Source organism: Streptomyces sp. NBC_01214 (assembly GCF_026340975.1).
Classification (GTDB): domain Bacteria; phylum Actinomycetota; class Actinomycetes; order Streptomycetales; family Streptomycetaceae; genus Streptomyces.
In genome coordinates this window covers 1,161,035-1,178,805 of the sequence record NZ_JAPEOS010000002.1, presented here as the reverse complement: position 1 = coordinate 1,178,805, position 17,771 = coordinate 1,161,035, and the positions used below count along the sequence as shown (strand labels likewise).

The following is a 17,771-nucleotide window of genomic DNA, read 5'->3' as shown; positions in this document are numbered from 1 at the left end:
GGAGGGGGGCCCTGCATGGGCAGAGTCACGACCGCGCTGCAAGAACTGCGCGGGGCGCAGAAGTCGGCGAAGGGGGTGTCGCTCTACTCCCGGTTCCTCAACCGGCCGGCCGGGCGGTACCTGGCCGCCGGTTCGTACGCGCTGGGGCTCACCCCGAACCAGGTGACGCTGATCAGTGCCGCCTTCAGCTTCGCCGCCGTGGCCGCGGTCGCGCTGACCGCTCCCTCGTGGGGGCTGGGGATCGCGGTGTGGGCCGCCCTCGCCGTCGGTTTCGCCTTCGACTCCGCCGACGGGCAGCTCGCCCGGCTGCGCGGCGGCGGCAGCGCGGCCGGCGAATGGCTCGACCACGTGGTGGACGCCGCCAAGCTCACCGCCCTGCACTCCTGCGTGCTGATCGCCTTCTACCGCTTCCCCGACGCGTACGGGACGGGCGCGGACGGTTGGCTGCTGGTGCCGCTGGGCTTCCAGTTCGCCGCGGTGGTGACCTTCTTCGGCGGGCTGCTGACGGAGAAGCTGAAGCCCAAGCCGGCTCCCGGCAGCCCGGCGGCCGCGCCGTCGACCGCGCGCGCGGTGGCCCTGCTGCCCGTGGACTACGGGGTGTTCTGCCTGGTGTTCCTGCTGCTCGGCGGCGGGAAGCTGTTCGTGTGGGCGTACGCGGGACTGGGCGCGGTCGCCGCGCTGTTCCTGCTGGCGTTCCTCGCGAAGTGGTTCCGGGAGCTCAGCGCCGTTCGCCGGTGACCTGGCCCGGCGCGGGGGCCGGTTCGGCGAGCGCGTCCAGTGCCCGGCGCAGCTGGGTGCTGGACGTGTGCACGGTGTAGGGGAAGTAGACGACGTCGACGCCGTGGGCGGCGAAGTCCTTCTCCAGCCGGTCGCCCTTGGGCGTGCCGCGCCAGTCGTCGCCCTTGAAGATGACGTCGAAGCGGACCTGCTTCCAGGTCTCCACCTTGTCGGGGACCGTCTCGACGAAGGCCGCGTCGACGTACTTCACGCTGCGCACGATCTCCAGCCGCTCGACGAGCGGGATCATCGGGCGGCGTCCCTTGGCGAGCTCGGCCATCTCGTCCGAGACGACTCCGGCGACCAGGTAGTCGCACTGGCTCCGGGCGTGCCGAAGGATGTTGAGGTGTCCGATGTGGAACAGATCGTAGGCGCCGGGCGCGTAGCCGACTCGATACGGTCGACGCGCAGGCGCGCCAAGGTCGGACATGTCGTGCTCCGTCATCTTTACCCCCAGCAGCCACACCCCCCGGTGTAGCGGATTAGCAGACAATAGCGTGCACGTTCCGCAGCACGCGGGTGAACGAATAGGGTGACGTGCGCATCATCCAGGGGAAGAGGGGACGCACGGTGTCGAGATCCGGTCAGCGGCGCATGCTGCTGGTTTCCACCAATTACGCTCCGGAGCACGCGGGGATCGGCCCGTATGCGACCCAGATCGCGGAGCACTGGGCGGATCTCGGTCACGAGACCCACGTGCTGGCCGGCATGCCGCACTACCCGGCCTGGTCGCTCGAACCGGAGTACAAGGGTGCGTTCCAGCGCACGGAGCAGCGCGCGGGGGTCACCGTGCACCGGCGTGCGCACACCGTGCCGCCGCGTCAGACCGCCGTGAAGCGGGCCCTTTTTGAAGGATCGATTCTGCTGCACGGCGCCGTGGCCCCGCCGAAGATGCCCAGGCCGGACGCGGTACTCGCCCAGATGCCCAGCCTGGCCGGCGGCGTGCTCGCCGCCCGGCTCGCGGCGCGCTGGAAGGTCCCGTACATCCCGGTGGTCCAGGACCTGATGGGCGCCGCCGCCGCACAGAGCGGGATCAGCGGCGGCGACAAGGCCGCCGCGATCGCCGGCCGCGCCGAGGCCTACGCCCTCAAGCGCGCCACCCTCGTCGGCGTCATCCACGAGACCTTCGTGGACCGGGTCGTCGGCATGGGAGTGGACCCGGCGAAGATCCGCCTCGTCCCCAACTGGTCCCACGTGCCGGTGCCCACCAAGCCGCGCGGCGAGACCCGGCACCACCTCGGCTGGGCCCCCGGCGAGACCGTCGTCCTGCACTCCGGGAACATGGGCCTCAAGCAGGGTCTCGAGGTCCTCGTCGGCGCCGCCCGGCTCGATCCGAGCGTCCGGTTCGTCCTGATGGGCGACGGCAGCCAGCGGGCGGCCCTGTCCGATCTCGCTGCGGATGTACCGAATCTGGACATCATCCCCCCTGCCGCTGACGGCGAGTTCCCGGATATCCTCGCGGCGGCGGACGTTCTCGCGGTCACGCAGCACGCCGCCGTGCTGGACATGAGCGTCCCGTCGAAGCTGACCTCGTACTTCCAGACCGGTCGGCCCGTCGTGGCCTCCGTGGCCGCGGAGGGCGGAACCGCCCAGGAAGTGGAACGCTCGGGCGCAGGGGTGCTCGTACCGCCGGAGGACCCCGAAGCCCTGCTGAAGGCCGTACGGGCCCTGGCCGAGGACCCTGAAGGCGCGGACGCACTGGGAGCGGCCGGACCCCGCCACGTGGCGGCCCACCTGAGCCGCGAAGCGGGCCTGGCCCGCATCGACGCACTGATAGACGAAGCACTTGGGGGACCCCGGCCGTGATCGAGACGAACCGCCCTGCAGCGGCACCGGTCGACGACGAACCCGATCTCCTCAGAGATCAGTTCCGGCAGCTCCTGCGCTACCGCAGGCTCATCGGCGCGGGCATCGGGATCGGCCTGCTGGGCGGCGTCTACCTCGGCATCTCCACGGCCGACACCTACGTCGCGACCGCCGACGTCGTCCTGCGCGCCCCCACCGACGACCCGTTCAACCCGAGCCTCGCCCCGGACAAGGCGATCAACATCGGCTCGGAGCGCCAGGTCGCGCTCAGCTCCTCCATAGCCAACGAGGCGGCGAAGAAGCTCGGCGTGGGCGCGTCCGGCTTCGCCGCCCTGCGCAGCGGGCTCCAGGTCACCAACCCTCCGCAGACCATGGTGCTGCGCTTCACGTACACCGCGGACTCCGCCAAGGAGGCCGCCAAGCGCGCCAACGCGATGACCGAGGCCTACCTGACGAAGCGGCAGGAGGCCCTCGACGCCACCCGCGACAAGATGGTCAAGGGCTACAAGGAGCAGCGCGACCCGATCGCCAAGCAGCTCGACGAGCTGTCGAAGGAGATCGCCCGGATGCCGGCCGGCTCCGGACGCGACGCCGCCAGCTCCTCCAAGACCGACCTGCAGAGCGAGGTCGGCGGCTACAACACCAAGATCACCAAGCTCGAGGCCCTGGACATGACCCCGGGCCGCGTCACCAGCGCGGCGACCGCGCCCACCGCCACCGACGGCCCCGGCATCGTCATGTCGCTCGCGCTCGGTGCGGCCGTCGGCCTCGCACTCGGCCTGCTGGCCGCCTGGGTCCGCCTCGTCTTCGATCCGGCCCCGCGCTCCGAGGGCGATGTGGCCCGGGCCCTGCGCGCACCCGTCCTGGGCTACCTGCCCCGGGACCGGACGGGCGGCGGACCGCTGCTCGCCGCCGGTGAGGCCGATCCCCGGCTCGCCGAGGAGTACCGCTCGGTGGCCTTCCGCCTCGCCTACGACTCCCGCTTCGCCGACCGGCGCCGCCTGCTCGTCGTCGCCCCGCGCGGCAGCAGCGAGACCGCGGCCGCGGTGGCCGTGAACCTGGCCGCCTCCTTCGCGGAGACCGGCAAGGACGTCCTCCTCATCGAGGCCGACCTGCGCACCCCGGTCCTGGCCAGCCAGCTGCCGACGGACGCCGGCGGCAGGCCGCGCTGGAGCCAGACCCCGGGCAGCCCGAACTCGGGCGGCCGTCACTCGGACACCGAATGGCCCGACGGGCGCCAGCTCGTCGTGGACGCCGGGGAGTCCGGCTCCTTCGACCTCATCCCGGGCGAGCGGGCGCGCAACGTCCCGCGCTCGCTGACCTCGGCCCGCGCCACCCGGCTGATCTCCGAGGCCGACTCCCCCAACTCCACGGTCGTCGTGCTCGCTCCGCCCGTGCTCTCCTACGCCGACGCCCTGGCCCTCGTCGACCGCGTCGACGGCGTCCTGGTCGTCTGCGACCCGCGCGCCGTGCACCGCACCGACCTGTCCCGGATCCGCGAGCTGATCAGCGGCGCCGGCGGCACCGTGCTCGGCGCGGTGCTGCACGCACCGCTGCCCGGCGAGAAGCGCGGCCGCGGCAAGGACAAGGCCGGCCCGGCCCCCACCGGCCCCGCCGGGGGTTCCGGGACCTCCCCGAAGCCCGGGCGGTCCGCGCCGCAGCCGATCCCGTACGAAGTGGCCGAGCCCGAACAGCACATCCCCGGTGACGGCACCGACACCGTCGCGCTGCGCACCGTCCGCATGGGCCGCAGATGAGCCGACGCGGCCTCGCCGCCGTCGCCTCGGTCCTGGACCAGGCGGCGTCCAGCGCCACGAACATCCTGGTGCTGGTGCTGGCCGCCCGGCTGTCCTCGGCGTCCGGGTTCGCCGACTTCTCGATGGTGTACGTGACCTTCAGCGTGCTCCTCGGACTGAACATGGCCTACGTCGGCCAGAGCCTGGTGCTGGAGAAGGGCGAGGGGCTCGGCGCCGCGTGCCGCTCGGCGCTGGGCTTCACCGCCGCCGCGTCGGCCGCCGTGGGCGCGCTGCTGCTGGTGGTGGGCCTCGCGCTGGCCGGGGCCGCCGGGACCGCCTTCCTCGCACTGGGCCTCGTACTGCCACTGGTGCTCCTCCAGGACGGCCTGCGGTACTGCTTCTCCGCACTGCGCGCCCCCGAGCGGGCGCTGGCCGCGGACGCGCTGCGGCTGGTGTGCGTGGTCGCGGCGCTGGCCGTGCAGCCCGAAGGGGCCTCGGCGGGGCGGCTGGTGCTGGTGTGGGGCCTGTCCGCACTGCCCGCGCTGGCGGTGGGACTGTGGCTGCTGCGGCCGTACGTACGCGGCTCCCGCACGAACCTGCGGCCGTACCTGCGACGGGGGCACCTGGGGCAGCGGTTCGTGGTCGAGTTCGCGGTGGGCAACGGCTCCAGCCAGCTCGCCGTACTGGGCCTCGGCGTCTTCGCGACGCCGCTGGCCGTCGGCGCGCTGCGGGGTGCGACCACGCTCTTCGGGCCGCTGAACGTGTTGTTCAACTCGGCGAACGCCTTCGGTCCGCCGGTGCTCGGCCGGCTCGGCGGCAAGCGGGCCACGGTGCGGGCCACGGCCGCGCTGGGACTCGTGCTCGCCGCGGTCGGCGCGGGCTGGGCCACGGCCCTGTACCTGTTGCCGGACCGGCTGGGCCGGGAACTGCTCGGCGACACCTGGGCGGGCGCGTCCGCGCTACTGCCGGCCACGGGGGCGCAGTACGCCGTGATGGGGCTGGGCACGTGCGCGCTGCTGACCCTGCGGGTGCTCGCCCCGAAGGCCACGCTGTCGTTGCAGGTGGTCTTCTCGCTGCTGTCCGTGGGGCTGCTGCTCGGCGGGTACGCGGTGTGGGGTGTGGCGGGTGCCGCGTGGGGCCTGGCGGCCGGCTCGGCCCTCAAGGCCCTGGCCGCCTGGTGGCGCGTCGCCCGCCTGCGAGTCCCTGCTGCGCAGGACCGCGAGCCCCTGCCGGCCTCCGCGGCCTGACCGCTGTCCCGGGCTCCGCCCGGACCCGGTCCTCAAACGCCGGACGGGCTGAAAATGCAGCCTCGCCGGCGATTGAGGCGCGGGGGTTCGGGGGCAGCGCCCCCGCAACGGCAGCGCGTCAGCGCAAGGTGGTGGACTTGTCCGTGCGGTGGGTCGCGACCAGCGCAAGGCAGAGGGCCGCGATCGCCACACGCCCCGAGGCCTGCAACAGCGGCCCGCGCAGCAGGATGAACGAGTAGCCCGCGACCAGCGGGACCACCACCGAGATCAGGCTCCCCGGCGGACTCCGCCGCGTGGCCCGCTTCGCGTAGCGCCGGTCGACGCGGGCCGAGGCGTACCCCATGCCCAGCAGCCCCGCCCCCATGCCCAGCGGTCCGAAGTCCAGCCACAGCTCCGCCCAGATCGGGGAGGAGAGGTTGGTGTTGACCGTGCCCATCCACTGGCCGACCATCACGCCCGTGTCCCGCGGCTTGCCGGGCCACACCGCGCGCGGCACCGCGAAGAAGACCGATCCCGCGAGCTGGCGGCCGTAGAAGTGGCCGGGGCCGGAGTTGGAGAAGGTGATGGTGTTCGCGAACATGCCGATCTGGTCGTAGTCCTTGAGGGCCATGGGCTCCAGGAAGGACGTGGTCTCGACCGGCCGGTAGTTCTTCTCGTCGTAGCGGAAGCGGTCCGCGAACGGGAAGATCAGGAGCGCGACGACCACCGCCATGGACAGCGCCACCCGGTACATCGCCGCGCTCACCGGGAAGACGGTGAACAGCAGCGCGAACATGACCGTCAGGAACCAGTACCGAGGGTTCGAGATCGGGTTGTTGACGATCAGGTTGAGACCGGCGAGCGCCGCCCACGTGACGATGATCGACACCTTGCGGCGGGCGAACTTCGAGGTGATCAGCCAGCGGGTGTAAAGGAGCAGCGCGAGCAGTGCCGGTACGGTGCCGAAGCCGCGCAACAGGGCCTGGCCGGCCTGGCCGTCGCCGTTGGAGACGCCCGCCTCCTCGATGCCGGCGATGATCTCCTGGCGGCTGGAGAAGAAGACCGCCGGGCCGCCCAGCTTCATGATGAAGACGGCGCTGCAGAGGAACGACAGGATCGTCAGGAGCTGGAGTCGGCGCCGGTGCGCCATGACGGGCTTCGACTGCTTCTGGGAGCCGCCCGCGCGCCCGGCCGGCCGGTGCCGGGCCAGCAGCACGCCGACGTCGAAGGCCGTGCAGCCGAGCAGGACGAGCCCGATGGCGACGGTCAGGTCGGAGCGCGGGCCGACGACCGGCGTGGGGACCTGGCCGAGCACGGCCTGCGCGAGGGGGGCCACGCCCATGGCCATGTAGACGAAGAGCCAGAACGAGCCCTGCAGCAGCTTGCGGCGGCTGGTGAGCACCATCGCCGAGAGCCGGGCGCCCGCGTACATGGTGAGCAGCAGTTGGAGCCAGAAGGCCGCGTCGCGGACGCCGGCGCCCGTCTGGACGGCGACGAACAGCGGCAGGAAGACGGTGAATCCGAGCGCGAGCGGGACGGACAGTGCGCGCGAGAGGAGCGTGCGCGGGAGGGTGGCCCGGCCCCACAGGCTCTCGTCCTCGAAGGGGGACGGAACGGGCTGCTTCGCGGGCGTCGCGGGGGGCTTGCGTATGTCCGTCGTCACTGCCGCCCCCACCCGATGTGCCTGGTCCGCGGGCAGTCTAGTCTGAGCGGGCCACGCCCGGGGAGGCGGCGGCGCAGGACACATGGGGGCGACAGTTGCGGGATCTTCCTTCCTTCACGCTGGCCGGGTACGACAAGGGCCGCGGGCTGCTGACGCAGGCGCTCTGGTTCGCCGTGATGAACACGCTGTTCATGAGCTGGTTCTGTCCGGCGCGGGTGCGGGTGTCGCTGCTGCGGGCCTTCGGCGCGAAGATCGGCGAGGGCGTGCTGATCCGGCACCGGGTGCGGGTGCTGTGGCCGTGGAAGCTCGACATCGGGGACCACACCTGGATAGGTGAGGGCGCCTGGCTGCTGAACTTGGAGCCGGTGACCATCGGGGCGAACGTGTGCGTCTCGCAGGAAGCCATGCTGTGCACCGGCTCGCACGACCACCGGGCCGCCGACTTCCGCTACCGCAACGCCCCGATCGTGATCGAGGACGGCGCGTGGGTGGCGGTACGGGCGACCGTGCTCGCCGGGGTCACGGTGGGCCGCTGCGCGGTCGCCGGGGCCGGCGCCGTGGTCCACAAGGACCTGCCCGAACTGACCCTGCAGACCCAGGACGGGCACCGCCGCCCGGTGGAGGAGCCCAAGTGAGTGCCGCGATGAGAGTCCTGCACGCCGTCACGCTCCACTCCCCCTCGCACGCCTTCGGCGGACCGGTACGGGTCGCGCTGAACCTGGCGAAGGGGCTGCGGGCCCGGGGCCACGAGGCGCGGCTGCTCGCGCTCGGCGAGGGCTTCGATCCGTGGCCGACCTCCGTGGAGGGCGTTCCGGCGCAGCTGTTCCCGGCCCGCCGGCTGCTGCCCCTCGGCTTCAGCGGGATGACCTCGCCCGCCCTGCTGGCCTCGGCCGGCCGGCTGGTGCGGGACGCCGACGTCGTCCACGTCCACCTGGCCCGGGACCTGGTGACGCTGCCGGTCGCCCTGGCGGCGCTGCGGGCGGGAAAGCCTCTGGTGCTGCAGACCCACGGCATGGTGGACCCGAGCGAGAAGCTACTGGCCAAGGTGCTGGACGCGGTGGCGGTACGCCGGCTGCTGCGCGGCGCGGACGCGGTGCTGTACCTGACCCCGCACGAGCGGGAGGGACTGGACGCGGTGGTCGGCGCGCCGCCCTTGGCACAGGCGGTCCGCCTGGTCAACGGGACCCCGGCGCAAGAGGAACGGCCGCCGCTGAGCGGCCCGCCGCGCATCCTGTACTCGGCGCGCCTCCAGGCCCGCAAGCGGCCGGTGGACTTCGTGGACGCGGCCCCGGCGGTCCTCGCCGCCCACCCGGACGCGCACTTCGTGGTCGCCGGACCGGACGAGGGCGAGCTGGGAGCCGTACGGGAGCGGATCGGGGCGCTGGGCCTGACCGACCGGTTCACGGTCCCGGGGGCGCTCTCCAGCGCGGAGGTCCTGGCCGAGCTGCGCCGCGCCCACGTCTACGTACTGCCGTCGGTGGACGAACCGTTCCCCATGTCGGTGCTGGAAGCCCTCGCGGTGGGCGTCCCCACGGTGGTGACGCACTCCAACGGCCTGGCCCGCGACATCGCCCGCACCGGCGCCGGCCGCGCCGTCGACCCCGGCCCGGATTCCGTCGCCACCGCCGTCCTGGACCTCCTCGACCCGAGCGCCAACCACGGGGCCTCCCGGTCGGCCCGCAAGCTGGCCGCGGAATCCTTCTCCATGGACGCGGTCCTGGACACCCTCCTCCCGGTCTACGAGGGCGTCCGCCACTGAGCACGGCGGCCCACATCGGTACGGTGTGGACCATGCCTTCATCCGCACCGGAATCCCCACTGGAATCCCCGCGAGGTGCGGCCAGGCTGGCGCGGTCCCTGCTGCCTCCGCTGGGTGACCGCTGGCTGCACACCCAGGGCGTCGCGGAGCGGGCCCGGGAGCTGTCCCGATCCGTGCCGGATGCGGACAGGGAGCTGCTGGTCGCGGCGGCATGGCTGCACGACATCGGCTATGCCCCGCAGCTCCGCGACAGCGGCTTCCACCCCCTGGACGGGGCCCGCTACCTGGCATCACTCGGCGCCGACGGACGACTCGTACGCCTGGTCGCCCACCACTCCGGAGCCGCGTACGAGGCCGAGCAGCGCGGCCTGTCGGCCGAGCTCGCCGTGTACGAGCGCGAGGAATCGGCTGCCCTGGACGCGCTGACGTGTGCCGACATGACCACGGGGCCGGCCGGTCAGCGGCTCAGCTTCCCCGAACGCATCGACGAGATCCTGACCCGCTACGCACCGGGCAGCGAGGTCCACACGGCGATCAGCGCAGCTCTCCCGTACCTGGCGGCAGCGGTCGCCCGCGCCGACGCCGGGAGCACGGATCAGCCGATGTAGGGCTCGGACCGGTGGGCGAGCCCGTGATCGATGCGCAGCCGCATCGACGGATGGATCCGCATCCCGTTCAGCTCGTCCGGAGCCAGGAAGGCCACTTCCTTGCTCTCACCGCTCGTTCGACGTTCCCCTCCCACGATGCGCGCCGAAAAGCAGATCGAGAACTGCTGGCGGACCTCTCCGTCGTCATACGCGATGACGTGCCGCGGGTCGGTGTACAGCCCGACGAGCCCGGTCACCTCGATGTCGAACCCGGTCTCTTCGCGCGTCTCGCGTACGGCCGCATCGGCGGCGGACTCCCCCGTGTCCACGCCTCCTCCGGGCAGGGCCCACAGGTCGTTGTCGGTTCTGTGGATCAGCAGGACGCGGCCGTCGTCGTCCAGAGCGACCGCGGTCACGGACGGAACGATGCTGTTCGCCTCGGGCGCGTTCGGGTCGTTGAAGTAGTCCACTCGGGCCATGACCGTCAGCCTAGGTGTATTGATCACGAGCGTTGTTAACGGTGTCGGGTCTTGATCATGGCGAAGACCTCCGGTGTGGTGGAGGTGTCTAGTAGGGCTTGGTCAGGTTGGGGCTGGCGTTGCGTGTCCTAAGGGCTCGGTGTGTCGTTCTAGACGTGTGACGCCGGAGGAAATTGCATCTGTACGTGGCGAGTTGGAGGACTTTGCGGCGGAGGTTTTCGAGCCGTTCGCGCGGAAGGATCAGCGTCGGTGGGGGCGGGTTTACCTGCGGGGCCTGCTCACGGACGGGCAGCGCAAGTCGGTCGAGCCGATGGCCGCCAGGCTGGGCGAGGACGGGAACCGTCAGGCCCTGGCCCACTTCATCACCACCAGCCCGTGGGATCCGGCGCATGTGCGGGCCCGGCTGGCCTGGAAGATGGAAAAGGCGATCCGGCCCACCGTGCTGGTCTTCGATGACACCGGCTTCCTCAAAGACGGCAATGCCTCGGCGTGTGTGTCGCGGCAGTACACCGGCACCGCGGGCAAGGTCACCAACTGCCAGGTGGGAGTCTCGCTGCACCTGGCCTCGGATCACGCCTCGGCGGCGGTCGACTGGCGGCTGTTCCAGCCCGAGACCTGGGACCCCGCCTCGCCGAAGGCAGACCCCGACAAGGTCGCCCGACGCACCGCCTGCCAGATCCCCGACGACATCGGGCACGTGGAGAAATGGCAGCTCGCACTCGACATGCTCGACGAGACCCGTTCCTGGGGCATCGAGGTGCCGGTGGCCATTGCGGACGCCGGTTACGGAGACGCGGCCGCCTTCCGGCACGGCCTGCAGGCCCGGAGCCTGAACTACGTCGTGGGAATCTCCACCACCCTCTCGGCCCAGCCCGGCCACGCGGTGCCCGTGGCTGACCCGTACTCCGGGATCGGGCGCCGGCCGGTGGCGAAGTACCCGGACAAGTCGCAGTCGGTGAAACAGCTGGTCATCGCGGCCGGCCGGAAAACAGCGAAGCCGGTGCAATGGCGTGAGGGCTCCCGGCCCGGCACCGGCCGCAGCGGCTTCAAGCGGATCTACTCGCGGTTCGTGACCCTGCGGATCCGGCCCGCCGGCCGCGAGGTCCGCCAGGCGGCCGACGGCCCGGAGCTGCCCGAGTGCTGGCTCCTGGCCGAATGGCCCGCCGACCAGGCCGAACCCGTCCAGTTCTGGCTGTCCGACCTGCCCGCCGACACCCCGCTGACCACCCTGGTCCGCCTGGCCAAGCTCCGCTGGCGCATCGAGCACGACTACCGCGAGATGAAACAGGCCCTGGGCCTGGCCCACTTCGAGGGCCGCACCTTCAACGGCTGGCACCACCACGTCACCCTCGTCTCCGTCGCGCACGCCTTCTGCACCTTGCAACGACTGGCCAGAGCCCCAAAAGACACGGCGCCGGCCTGAGCCTCTACCGCATCGTTCGCGAGCTACAGACCCTCCTCGCGACATGGACCGGCGTCTGCCCCACCTGCCACCGCGGCATACCCACACCAACACCAACCTGACCAAGCACTACTAGGCTCCACACCACACACGGAGGTCTTCGTGTCCCACCGTAATGCCCGGCTGACCGTGCACGGCAGGCGGATCCTGGTCGAACGTGTTCTGGCCGGGCGTCCGGTCGCGCACGTGGCCGCGGAGATGGGGATATCGCGTCCCACGGCCCACAAGTGGGTCCGCCGCTGGCGTGCCGAGGGCGAAGCGGGCCTTGCGGACCGCTCCAGCAGGCCCCGCACGACGCCGCACCGCACCCCGGCCACGGTCGAGGACCATGTGTGCCGGCTGCGGACCGACCGCAAGCTCGGCCCGGCCCGCATCGGCCCGATCCTGGGCCTGCCCGCCTCCACAGTGCACCGGATCCTCGTCCGGCACCGCCTGAACCGCCTGGCCTGGCTCGACCGGCCCACCGGCGAGCCGGTCCGCCGCTACGAGCGGACCCGGCCCGGTGAACTGGTCCACGTGGACATCAAGAAGCTCGGCAACATCCCCGACGGCGGCGGATGGCGCGTCGTGGGCCGGTCAGCCGGCGACCGCAACCGCCAGGCCACCACCGGCCAGCGCAAGAGCAACACACCGGTGATCGGCTACTCCTACGTCCATTCCGCGGTCGACGACCACTCCCGCCTGGCCTACAGCGAGGTCCTGACCGACGAACGCAAAGAGACCGCCATCGGCTTCTGGGAGCGGGCGAACGCATTCTTCGCCGACCACGCGATCACCGTCGAACGCGTCCTGACCGACAACGGCTCCTGCTACAAGTCGAAGCTGTTCACCCAGACCCTGACCAAGGCCGGGATCACCCACAAACGAACCCGGCCCTACCGGCCGCAGACCAACGGCAAGGTCGAACGCTTCAACCGCACCCTGCTGGACGAGTGGGCCTATCTCCGGCCCTACACCAGCAACACCGAGCGGACAGCAGCCCTGGCAGACTTCCTCCACACCTACAACCACCACCGCTGCCACACCGCACTCGGCGGACACCCACCCATCAGCCGAGTCAACAACGCTGCGGGTCAATACACCTAGGCCGAAGTGCCACGCCCCCAGGCGTAGTCGAAGCTCTTCATGTAGTGCCTGAAGCTCCGGCCACCCGGGATGTAGCGAAAGTGCAGGACCGGATTCTGGCCGGCGGGCGCACCCAGCACGTGAGGGTTGACGAGTACGTCGTCGTCGAATCGGTACAGCGAGTTGTAGAGGATGGTCTCGTGCAGCCGGACCTCCACCCCCGGGGTCGTCATGGCGGGCTCGAGGTAGCGGCGTGTCATGCGCGCCCGGGCCGCGAGATCCGCCCCGATGCCCTCTTCCTCGCCTCGGTGCCGGACCACCTCGGAGGCCGGATTGCCCAGCAAGATGCGTACCTGGGCACCCGCCCGCGCCTTCCTGGAGAGCCGTTCGGCGAGTTCCGGATGTCCGTCGAAGAGGAACAGGCCGGCGTAGACGAGGACCTCGACGTGACTCACGGCGTTGTCGATCAGGGATGACCACAGATCGGCGGGCACGACACCTCGGTGCGGGTAGTACGTCACCAGCTCGGAAGCACTCGCCGTCTCGGTCTGCCGGGCGATCGACGGCCAGAGATAGACCTCGTCCACACCGAGGAAGGTGGCGGTCTTCCATCGATGGGTGCGGTGCGGAGTCCGGTCGGTCGTGATCCAGCGCTCCACTGTCTTGGGATCCACCCCGACCTGCGCAGCAACCGACTGGATGGTGGCGGAGTTCGCCGAAATCGAGGCGCGCAGGCGCTCGTTCGTCATGAAGCCGGCCTTCCCCGTGGGACGTCGGGACGTTTCAACGGTATCCCCGGACGTCCCCGAACGTCCACACAGACCGTGATGCGTCCGCTACCCAGCGCGGTTTCCTGCTCAGTGTCCGGACACCCTCCGGCTCCGCACCCTCCTGGAGTCCGAACCATGAGTCAGACATGCACGAGCACGGCCCGCAAGGCAGTGCTGCCCGAACCCCCGCCGGGCCCGAGTCCACGTCTCCTCGCCCTCGCCGCACGCGGTTGGACCCGCTTCCTTGCAACAGCGGCCACCCGCCACGGCAGCTGGGGGCAGACCAGGTGACCGGTGGCAACTCGTTCGGGCACGAGCAGCACCCGTGGATCGGGCATGCCGTGGAAGACATCGCGTCCAAGGGAAGGGGCCGGTTGATGGCCGTCGTGTGCGAGAGCGTCCTCAATCACGAAGGGCAAGAGCGCTGGGTCCGGCTCGCCTACATCCGGCCCGCCTCCGGCATCGAGTGGTCCACGGCCGTCGGCAACATCTCGCTCGCCCCCTAACTGGAGCGCGCACAGGCATCCGCGGCGTCAGATGACGTCCCGGCGGTGGTCGTCCACCACCGGGATCGCGGCGCCCGGGGTGCGGCGGCGTTTGTAGATGCTCGTGTAGACGGCGAGGCCGATGCCGCCGACCGCCATCATGATCAGGCCGACCAGGTCGAGGTTGACGCTCTCCAGCTCCCAGTCGCTGGCGAAGGTGAGGACGGCCCCCACCACGATCAGGACGATGCATCCGCCGATGCCCATGGGTCCGCCTTCCGCTGTCGGGACTGTGACCGCGCGGGTACCCCGCTTCGGGGTACGAAAACGCCCCCGGGGGCCGGGAGTCCGGTCCTCGGGGGCGTTGTCGGTCGGCTACGCGGGGATCCAGGCGTAGCAGCCCGAGGAGTTGAACTCCGCCGTGCCGGCCGGGATCGTCGCCGTGATCTTGTCGCCCGCCTTGGGCGGGGTCTCGGGGCCCGAGGCGAGGGTGGCGCCGTCCTTGCCCTTGGCCTCCCAGGTGCAGTTCGTGGCCTGGGTGAGCGCCCGGTAGTTGCCCGCCGCGGGCGAGGGCCGGGGGCCTTCGGGGAAGCCCTTCTCCGCCGCGGCGAGGATCGGCTTCTGGTCCGGGCACAGGAGGGTGATCGCGTCCTTGGCGCCCGGGATCTCGCCGGTGATGACGGCTCCGGTCGCCGCGTCCTTGTCGCGCTTCGAGGTGCGCTGCACCCGCTGGCAGGCGTCCTGGCCGCCCTGCAGCACGGACGCCGGGTCCACCTTGTCGGGGACCCGCCCGCTCAGGTACTTCTTCTCCTCCGCCGTGAAACTGCCCGTCTTCGGGGTGATCTTCGCGTCCGGCAGGACGGGGCCGGTCGGCTTCGCGTTCGGGTCGGTCGACGGCTGCGGAGCGTCCGCCGGGTCGGGGGCCGACGACGCGGCCGGGGGCTTCGGCTTGGCGCCGGAGTCGGCCTCGTCCCCGCCCGAACTGCAGGCGGTCAGCGTCAGGGCGGCGGCCAGCAGGACAGCAGCCGCTGCGGAGCGTCGGTACATCGGAAGGCTCCCGTACTCAAGGGGGTGTGCAGCGGGGCCCGGCCACGAAGGGCCGGACCCCGCACGCCGTCAGGCGGTTGTTTCGGTTCTCGTCGCTTACTTCGCGCCGAAGGTGAGGACGAGCTGCGGAGTGCCCTCCGCCGCCGTGGCCTCGGAGGACCAGATCCACAGCGGGTCGGTGCCCGTGCTCGTCAGGCCCAGGCCGTAGCTGGTGCCCAGCGCCGCGGAGACCGCGGCGGTGTCCAGCTCCACGTTGTGGACCGCGGAGCCCTCCGGCACGCCCGCGATGGTGCCGAGCGGGGTGGTGCCGAGGGTGGGCTTGGTGTTGAAGGTCGTACCCGCGCCCGTCCAGTTACCGGTGACCGGGAGCACCTTGACGGTGTCGGTGGTGCCGGAGTTCGCCTGCGTGCTGGTCTTGATCTGCAGCGAGGCGGACTTCAGGACCTGGCCGGCCGGGGCGGCCGGCAGGTTGAAGCGCATGTACGTCTCGTACAGCGAGCCGCTGCCGCGCACCGCGAGCGAGGTGGACGTGCCGTAGACGGTGCTCGGGGCGCCCTGGTTGATGTAGGTGTCCTCGGTCGTCTTGACCGCGGAGACCGTGTCGGTGGGCGCCTTGGCCAGGTCGAAGTGGCTCTTGACCTGGGCCTGGGTGAGCGCCGACGGGTAGACGGCCGTCTCGTCGAGCTGCCCCGCGAAGAAGTTGCTCGTCGGACGGGTCGGCCAGTTGTTGAGGTTGTCACCGCCGACGTGCCAGTAGCCCGCGTAGGTGGTGTTGCTCGTGGCGTTCAGCGAGCCCTTGTTCTGGCCGTCGACGTACAGCGTGATGCCGCCGGGGCCCTGGGTGCCGACCACGTGGTGCCACTGGTTGTCGTTGTACGTCTCGAACAGGCCCGTGGAGACGGTCCGGGCCGAGCCGTTGTAGACGCCGAAGACCAGGCGACCGGTGTTGGTCATGTACAGCTGGCGGTCGTACGAGCCGCTGTTGCGCACGGTGTTGTTGCCGAAGCCGATGAGCTTGCCGCCGCGCGTGGTGTTCGTCTTGAACCAGGTCTCGAGGGTGAACGTGTTGCCGACCGTCTGACGGCGGTCGCTGTACACCTGCTGGCTGGTCCCGTTGAAGCCCATCGCCGTGCTGCCGGCGACGGCGCCGGGCGACTGCTTCAGGGCGGGGGCGTTGAGCTGGACGCCGCTGCGGTTGCCGGACACCGAGGAGTCGGCGACGTAGGGGCTGACCGCGTCGTCGAAGCGCCAGTACAGCTCCGCGCCGTCGGTGCGGACCTGGTTCGGGTAGGACTGGACCGAGGTCGGGACGGTCACCGAGGCGACGGCCGACAGGGCGCTGGTGTTACCGGCGGCGTCGGTCGCGGTCACCCGGTAGGTGTAGCTCTGACCGGCCTTGACCGTGGTGTCGTTCCAGGAGGCCTGGGGGCGCTCCCACTCCAGCGAGCTGGCGGTGACGGTGGCGGCCGGGGTGGCCGAGCCGTTGCGGTAGATGCGGTACGTCAGCTTGCTGTCGTCCGCGTCGTAGCTGGTGCGCCAGCGGACCTGGACCTCTCCGGGCTTGACGCTGGAGGCGCTGGCCACCGGGGTGGTCGGGGCGCCGACGTCGCCCTTGGAGGCGAAGCGGGTCAGGCCCCACTGCGGCTTGCCGTTGATGAGGGTGAACTCACCGCCGACCCACATGTACTTGACGTCGTTCTTCTCGGCCACGGCCATGACGCGCGGGCCGATGCCCTCGGTGCCGTCCATGCCGTCGTTGGCCGTGGGGTGCCAGCCGAGCTTGCCGGGACCGCGCACGAAGCCGTCCACGGGCGCGGGGGCGGCGCCTTCGTGGTTGGTCGGCTGGGCCAGCAGGAAGTTCCGCTTGCCGTCGGGGAACTCCAGCTCGGTGGAGCAGTCGTGCGCGTGCGAGGAGCTGTAGAGCACTCCCTCGTACGGCAGGACGAACTGGGTGGCGCCGAGGCAGCGGTCGCGCCACTTCTCGGTGAAGTCGCTCAGGCGCAGGCCGATGCGGCCGTCGAAGACGCCGCCGCCGGAGCCCTCGTGGCCCGTGTAGAAGCCGGTGTCGTCGGTGGAGATGTCCTTGACGACCGAGTTCGACGGGATGTTGGAGTACGTCTTGGTGACCGCGCCCGTGGTGGCGTTGACCACGGCGAGGGCGTGGCTGTTGGAGCCGTTGACGGTGAAGAAGTCGCCGCCGAGGAGCACGTTCTTGCCGTCGGGGGTGACCTCGACGGCACGGCCCGGCTCGTCGACGTTGGCGACGAAGGGCTTCAGCGCACCGGAGGAGGCGTCCACGGCGGCGAACCGCTCGCGGGTCTGGCCCTCGACGGTGCCGAAGTCGCCACCCGCGTAGAGGGTGTCGTCGGTGACGGCGAGCGCGCGCACGGTGGCGGGGAAGCTCGGGTGGAACGATGCCTTGGGGGAGCAGCTCGCGATGTCGATCGCGGCGAGGCTGGAGACCGGGGTGCCGTTGACGGCGCCGAAGGACCCGCCCGCGTAGAGGGTCTTCTTGTCCTTCGAGACGACCAGCGTACGCACGGTCGCAGTGCCTTCGCCGATGGTGAAGGCCAGCTTGCAGGAGGTGGGATTGCCGGTCGCGGCGTCGAGCGCCACGAAGTTCACGGCGTTCTGCTCCGCGCCTGCCACGCCCTCGGGCGGACGGACGGCCGAGAAGGTACCGCCGGCGAAGACGGTGCCGTTGGCCTGGGCCATCGCCCAGACGACGCCGTTCGTCTGCCAGGTCGGCAGCTCGTCGGCGGTGAATGCCACCGGCGCCGTGATGGCGGACGCCTGAGGCATCAGCACCAGGCCTATGCCGGTGCCCGCACCGGCCAGTGACAGTACGAGGGCGGCAGTCAGCCCTCTGGATCTACGCATGAGCCCCCCAGGGCAATTGCCCGGTTTGA

17 protein-coding genes are annotated in these 17,771 nt (G+C 71.2%); 10 read left to right on the top strand and 7 right to left on the bottom strand.

From position 1 onward, the window contains the following. The first annotated feature begins 15 nt into the window (after positions 1-15). A complete protein-coding gene (locus OG594_RS30355; protein WP_266605129.1) occupies positions 16-738 on the top strand; it encodes a CDP-alcohol phosphatidyltransferase family protein in 723 nt (240 codons plus the stop codon). Here the strand turns inward: OG594_RS30355 and OG594_RS30350 are convergent. Then, positions 719-1,207 (bottom strand): adenylyltransferase/cytidyltransferase family protein, encoded by a 489-nt coding sequence (locus tag OG594_RS30350; protein WP_030009114.1) that lies wholly within the window; start codon positions 1,205-1,207, stop codon positions 719-721. The two genes, OG594_RS30355 and OG594_RS30350, sit on opposite strands and share 20 nt — an antisense overlap. A 164-nt stretch (positions 1,208-1,371) precedes the next feature. Between OG594_RS30350 and OG594_RS30345 the strand changes: the two genes are divergently transcribed. Genes OG594_RS30345 through OG594_RS30335 form a run of 3 tightly spaced genes read left to right on the top strand, consistent with a single transcriptional unit; the run spans position 1,372 to position 5,566 of the window. Then, positions 1,372-2,583, top strand: a complete 1,212-nt coding sequence (locus OG594_RS30345; RefSeq protein ID WP_266606636.1) for a glycosyltransferase — start codon at positions 1,372-1,374, stop codon at positions 2,581-2,583. After that, positions 2,580-4,340 carry a lipopolysaccharide biosynthesis protein gene (locus OG594_RS30340; protein ID WP_266605127.1) on the top strand — a complete coding sequence of 587 codons (1,761 nt, stop codon included), beginning with the start codon at positions 2,580-2,582 and terminating at the stop codon, positions 4,338-4,340. Before OG594_RS30345 ends, OG594_RS30340 begins: the two co-directional genes overlap by 4 nt. Next, a complete protein-coding gene (locus OG594_RS30335; protein ID WP_266605124.1) occupies positions 4,337-5,566 on the top strand; it encodes a hypothetical protein in 1,230 nt (409 codons plus the stop codon). Before OG594_RS30340 ends, OG594_RS30335 begins: the two co-directional genes overlap by 4 nt. 118 nt (positions 5,567-5,684) lie before the next feature. Here the strand turns inward: OG594_RS30335 and OG594_RS30330 are convergent, their stop codons facing one another. Continuing rightward, a complete protein-coding gene (locus tag OG594_RS30330; RefSeq protein ID WP_266605122.1) occupies positions 5,685-7,208 on the bottom strand; it encodes a hypothetical protein in 1,524 nt (507 codons plus the stop codon). A 95-nt stretch (positions 7,209-7,303) separates the two neighbouring features. On the opposite strand from OG594_RS30330, the gene OG594_RS30325 reads away from it, so the two are divergent. Genes OG594_RS30325 through OG594_RS30315 form a run of 3 tightly spaced genes read left to right on the top strand, consistent with a single transcriptional unit; the run spans position 7,304 to position 9,575 of the window. Next, a complete protein-coding gene (locus OG594_RS30325) occupies positions 7,304-7,843 on the top strand; it encodes a WcaF family extracellular polysaccharide biosynthesis acetyltransferase (RefSeq protein ID WP_266605120.1) in 540 nt (179 codons plus the stop codon). A gap of 8 nt (positions 7,844-7,851) precedes the next feature. Next, positions 7,852-8,967, top strand: a complete 1,116-nt coding sequence (locus OG594_RS30320; protein ID WP_266606635.1) for a glycosyltransferase — start codon at positions 7,852-7,854, stop codon at positions 8,965-8,967. A 32-nt stretch (positions 8,968-8,999) separates the two neighbouring features. Continuing rightward, entirely contained in the window at positions 9,000-9,575 is a 576-nt protein-coding gene (locus OG594_RS30315) for an HD domain-containing protein (RefSeq protein ID WP_266605118.1), read from the top strand. Here the strand turns inward: OG594_RS30315 and OG594_RS30310 are convergent. Continuing rightward, positions 9,563-10,033 carry an NUDIX domain-containing protein gene (locus OG594_RS30310; protein ID WP_266605116.1) on the bottom strand — a complete coding sequence of 157 codons (471 nt, stop codon included), beginning with the start codon at positions 10,031-10,033 and terminating at the stop codon, positions 9,563-9,565. The two genes, OG594_RS30315 and OG594_RS30310, sit on opposite strands and share 13 nt — an antisense overlap. Before the next feature lie 157 nt (positions 10,034-10,190). Between OG594_RS30310 and OG594_RS30305 the strand changes: the two genes are divergently transcribed. Beyond that, positions 10,191-11,456 carry an IS701 family transposase gene (locus OG594_RS30305; RefSeq protein WP_266601835.1) on the top strand — a complete coding sequence of 422 codons (1,266 nt, stop codon included), beginning with the start codon at positions 10,191-10,193 and terminating at the stop codon, positions 11,454-11,456. 141 nt (positions 11,457-11,597) lie between these two features. After that, positions 11,598-12,581, top strand: a complete 984-nt coding sequence (locus OG594_RS30300) for an IS481 family transposase (protein WP_266605114.1) — start codon at positions 11,598-11,600, stop codon at positions 12,579-12,581. Here OG594_RS30300 and OG594_RS30295 read toward each other — a convergent pair. Beyond that, the gene (locus OG594_RS30295) at positions 12,578-13,309 is read right to left on the bottom strand and encodes an XRE family transcriptional regulator (RefSeq protein ID WP_266605112.1); all 732 of its coding nucleotides are present in this window, start codon (positions 13,307-13,309) and stop codon (positions 12,578-12,580) included. The genes OG594_RS30300 and OG594_RS30295 overlap by 4 nt on opposite strands. 362 nt (positions 13,310-13,671) lie before the next feature. Here OG594_RS30295 and OG594_RS30290 point away from each other — a divergent pair, with 362 nt between their 5' ends. Then, on the top strand, positions 13,672-13,836 hold the full coding sequence (locus OG594_RS30290; protein WP_323185352.1) for a hypothetical protein: 165 nt from the start codon (positions 13,672-13,674) through the stop codon (positions 13,834-13,836). A gap of 27 nt (positions 13,837-13,863) precedes the next feature. On the opposite strand, the gene OG594_RS30285 is transcribed toward OG594_RS30290, so the two are convergent. The 3 genes from OG594_RS30285 to OG594_RS30275 form a co-directional block, all read right to left on the bottom strand. Beyond that, complete coding sequence (locus tag OG594_RS30285) at positions 13,864-14,082, bottom strand: DUF6458 family protein (protein ID WP_266605108.1); 219 nt, start codon at positions 14,080-14,082, stop codon at positions 13,864-13,866. Between the two features lie 108 nt (positions 14,083-14,190). Beyond that, the gene (locus OG594_RS30280) at positions 14,191-14,862 is read right to left on the bottom strand and encodes a hypothetical protein (RefSeq protein WP_266605106.1); all 672 of its coding nucleotides are present in this window, start codon (positions 14,860-14,862) and stop codon (positions 14,191-14,193) included. Positions 14,863-14,958: 96 nt separating this feature from the next. Then, positions 14,959-17,742: a DNRLRE domain-containing protein gene (locus OG594_RS30275; protein WP_266605104.1), complete on the bottom strand. Its 2,784-nt coding sequence runs from the start codon at positions 17,740-17,742 to the stop codon at positions 14,959-14,961. Between the last annotated feature and the right edge of the window lie 29 nt (positions 17,743-17,771).